Source organism: Sphingomonas parva (ex Maeng et al. 2020), from assembly GCF_004564275.1.
Lineage (GTDB): Bacteria > Pseudomonadota > Alphaproteobacteria > Sphingomonadales > Sphingomonadaceae > Allosphingosinicella > Allosphingosinicella parva.
Genome location: NZ_SPDV01000104.1, coordinates 1 through 3,944 on the forward strand (window position 1 = coordinate 1; position 3,944 = coordinate 3,944).

Sequence of the window (3,944 nt, forward strand, 5' to 3'; positions counted from 1 at the left end):
CGCCACGGCCGCGGACACCGCCTCGGCGGCCGAAGCCGCTGCCGGTCCGGGCGCGGAAGCGGCGGCGACCGCAGCCTGGGCGGCGTTGGCGACGTCGCCGGCGTTGGCCGCGCCTGCGACGGCGTTGTTGGCCGCATCGGCCACCGCCTCCGCCGCGGTCTGCGCCTCGTCGGTGGCGGCGTCATAAGCCTCTTCGCGCGCCGTCTCGTCGGCGAAGCTCGGGCTGAACAGCCGGACGATCACCGCCTGGCCGCCGCCGTTCAGATAAAAATCGCGCACCGCGAAGCTGAGCGGGCTCTTCAGCCAGAGCCCGCCAAACTGGCGCTCGAAATCGGCGAAGCTGTTGATCACCACCGGCAGGTTCACCGGGCCGCGCTGGGTGCGGCCGACGAAGGCCGCGATCGACGTCGAGGCGCCGATGATCGTGCGAACGTTGCTCGGCACTTCCTCGATGTAGACGCCCGGATAGGTCAGTGCAGACGGCATCCGTTCCTCCCATGCATGATCCGTCCGAAAAGTTGCCGTCGGCAGCTTTCCAGATGTCTTGAAGAAGTTCGCCGACGTTCTTCCGGGTTCAGCGGGCGCGGTTGCCCGCTCCGCGACGACGCGATGTCGACGAAGTTGTGCTGATCACCCAACGGCCGCAATGAACAGTCGGAAAATTTTATTACGAAACCGGAGCGGATCTTGCTCTTTTGAGTCGCTCCAGCCCCTTCACCGTCTCATGAACGGCATCTCGATGCAATAGGGAGGGAAACGCGTTCGGCGGGATCGTCCGTTCAGGTCAGGCAAGATCAACTCGCCGCTCGAGCTCGTCGGGAACGATCAAGCTATTTTCGAAGTCGAGGGAGGCCGTTGATTGGAAAGATGATTTCCGCGGCTTTCGGGGAGGATCATGCTGTTGCCGCGAAGCCGCCGATGCCACTGCGGCCGACGCCACCATTTTGGACGAAACTCGATTCCGGCCGGGGGCTGTTCGATGATCTGCCGGGAAGGAACAGGGCGGGCAGCTATCGTCCCAGACAAGCGGACGGGCTCCGAAGATCAATATCCGGATTGATCGCGCCGGCACGGCGACACGCCGCGAATTCACCGCATTTGCGGGAGGCGCGTTGCTGCTTCTGTTGCGATGCGCAGGAGCCTGGCGCCGGCGCGGGCGCTGCCTTCGGCATCGGCCGAAGATTGCCGGCGCCACGCCCGATCCGCGCCGACGGCATTTCGGTGACAGTTTACTAAATGCACGAAACCGCTCCCGGCTTCCCTTAGCCCGCCGACCGTCCGCTTTCGGGAGTCACTTTGGCGCACCGGAATGTCGGGATCTGGCGTGAAGCGCTCGCTGTTCCCGAGAGCTGGGCGCCCAACGCTCGGCCCCTCCCGGCGCGGGTATGGCGGCGGGGCGGCACGAGACGCGCCAGCCCCGCCGTCGGTCCGGCATCAGATCCGGCGATTGTCCGTATGGAGGTGATGCGTGTCGCGGCGCTTCAGTCCGAGAAGGCCGGCGAGCCCGAGCAGACCCAGCAGGCCCCAGTTGCCGCTGTCGTCGTCGTCGTCTGGTTCCGCACCGTCTGCGACCGTGACGGGGCCGGCCGCGCGCCCGTCGCGGTCCACGGCTTCGACCGTCGCATCGTTGGCGAGTTCCTGCGCCTGCTCCTGCATTTCGTTCGCCTGGTCCGAAAGCTTTTCGGCGCGCTCCTTCACGTCTTCCTGCGCCGCGGCGGCGGCGGGGATGAGCGTAAGCGCGGCGGCGGCGAGCAGCGCCCGCTTCAGCGAAACCTGTGTCATGAACGTCCTCCTGTTTGCACTGGCCGGGTTCGATCCGGCGGCGTTCCAAACCATCCGCACCCGAGGCTGTTCCACCGCAGGGACATCCGGCGGCGCCCCGGCACGACGTTCACGGTCAGGCACTTGCCTGCCTCCTGCCGCGCGCGCCAAGTCCTTCCGCACGAACGAGATGTCCGCTTCCGCGCAGCGCACGAAACTCGCTGAACGCCGGTAAATCGCGCGAAGCGGCGGAGGCAATGTCCGGCTGCCGCCCGTGGCGTGAGGCGGACGGTCGAGCCACCGCGCCGCCGACGGCGATCCGGGGACGAGCGGACGTGGGCGTCGAACAGCTCGAGTGGCGACTCGGCGGCCTCTCCGAACCAATTTGTTACATATACGAAACGAACTAGGGAGATCCGGCGGGCTGCGGCGCATCACCTCCTGGCGTTCGACCTCCTGTATTTTTGCTGTTTTAACAGCAGATCTGCCTTGGACCGGCACGCCTGCGGTGAGGCACGCAGCGTCTGTGTGCAGTGCATACTCAGACTTGCGAAAATCGCGAGAACGTGCTAGAACGAAGCATGAACATGGTTCTCGGCTGGAGCGGGCCGATCGACCTCGCCGCGCCGGGAGGAGGCACTGCATGCTCGAAGACGACGATCGGAAGACGCGCCGCGGGCGGCCGCGCTTCGCACCGGGCCGGAGCGGCAATCCGCGCGGCCGGCCGCCCGGCGCGCGCAACGAGGCCTCGCTGGCGGTGGAGGCGCTGCTCGAGGGCGAGGCCGCGGCGCTGACCCGCAAGGCGGTCGAGATGGCGCTGGACGGCGACAGGGTCGCGCTGCGCCTGTGCCTCGAGCGGATCGCGCCGCGGCGCCGCGACGTCTACGTCAGCTTCGAGTTGCCGCCGATCGAGACGGCCGAAGATGTCGAGAAAGCCGGCGCCGCGCTGATAGCCGCGGTCGCCGCCGGCCGCGTGCCGGTCGGCGAGGCCGACAAGATCATGGCCCTGCTCGTCGCCCAGAAGGGCCTGATCGAGGCCGGCGAGCACGAGCGCCGCCTCACCCGCCTGGAGGAGAAGTTCGGCCGCCGCCGCGGCGCGGGCCAAGCCGCCCCGCCGGCCCGGCCGGGTCTGCGCAACCACGGTGACCATCCAACCCGTTCGAACAGATCGGAGACGGCCCCTCCCGGCCGGGACGCCGGGAACGACAAGGGTCGGCAGCGGGATCCCTGACGGACCGCCCGCGCCGGCGCGAAGACGTGCGGCAGCCGGGCGAGAGTCGTCTCGAATTCCCGTCCACCGGGTGCGCAGCGCGCCTGTCTTTGAAGGGCGGGAACCGGAAAATGACCGGGGGCGCGCGCCGTCGCGGGCGGCGTCGCGCGGCGGGGGGCGCTTCCGGGTCCCGCCTGCTGCGGCGCAGCGCACCGGAGGCCGATCGACCGTAAACAACGGTGAATTTACGGTCGCCGCACCGCAGCAACGCAGCCGTTGGTGCCTGTGTGGTCACAAACCGACAGTCCTGAAGGCGATCGTCTGACAGGGAAAGGCCACAAAGCGGACGCGCTTGCGCAGCGCTTGGGTACGTCTGCAAACGATCGATAGTGTTGAAAAACTCCCCTTGCTGCCGTGACTCCGCTCTGATTCAATCGTCCTGCCAGAGCGGGAGGCGAGCCGATGATGGGCGAGCGGACGGTGATGCAGGAGGCGCTGTTCTACGGGTTCAGCCTGGAGCGCCACGTCCCTGACGACCACCTGCTGCGGCGGATCGATCGGTTCGTCGATCTGGCCGACATTCGCGAGCACCTGCGGCCCTTCTACAGCGCGACAGGGCGGCCCTCGATCGATCCGGAGCTGATGATCCGTATGCTGCTGATCGGCTATTGTCTCGGCATTCGTTCCGAGCGGCGCCTCTGCGAGGAGGTGCATCTCAATCTCGCCTACCGCTGGTTCTGCCGGCTTGGCCTCGACGGGGCGGTGCCGGATCACTCGACCTTCTCGAAGAACCGACACGGCCGCTTCCGCGACAGCGATCTGCTGCGCCGGCTGTTCGAGCTCACCGTCGAGCGCTGCCTGCTCGAGGGGCTGGTCGGCGGCGAGGGCTTCGCGGTCGACGCCAGCCTGATCAAGGCCGACGCCAACCGGCAGCGGGGGGTTGCCGGCGGCGAGGGACTTCCTGCGGAGGCGA

3 protein-coding genes and 1 pseudogene are annotated in these 3,944 nt (G+C 67.8%); 2 read left to right on the forward strand and 2 right to left on the reverse strand.

Translation table 11 applies throughout. From position 1 onward, the window contains the following. A pseudogene (locus tag E2493_RS22020) lies at positions 1-486 on the reverse strand (hypothetical protein); the annotation flags it as partial. A gap of 948 nt (positions 487-1,434) precedes the next feature. Beyond that, positions 1,435-1,905, reverse strand: a complete 471-nt coding sequence (locus E2493_RS22025) for a WGxxGxxG family protein (RefSeq protein WP_135090694.1) — start codon at positions 1,903-1,905, stop codon at positions 1,435-1,437. A 499-nt stretch (positions 1,906-2,404) separates the two neighbouring features. On the opposite strand from E2493_RS22025, the gene E2493_RS20855 reads away from it, so the two are divergent. Together E2493_RS20855 and E2493_RS20860 are read left to right on the forward strand one after the other, a co-directional pair. Next, complete coding sequence (locus E2493_RS20855) at positions 2,405-2,992, forward strand: DUF5681 domain-containing protein (RefSeq protein WP_191993034.1); 588 nt, start codon at positions 2,405-2,407, stop codon at positions 2,990-2,992. A 441-nt stretch (positions 2,993-3,433) separates the two neighbouring features. Further along, on the forward strand, positions 3,434-3,944 hold a 511-nt coding region (locus E2493_RS20860; RefSeq protein ID WP_135090391.1), incomplete at its 3' end, for a transposase.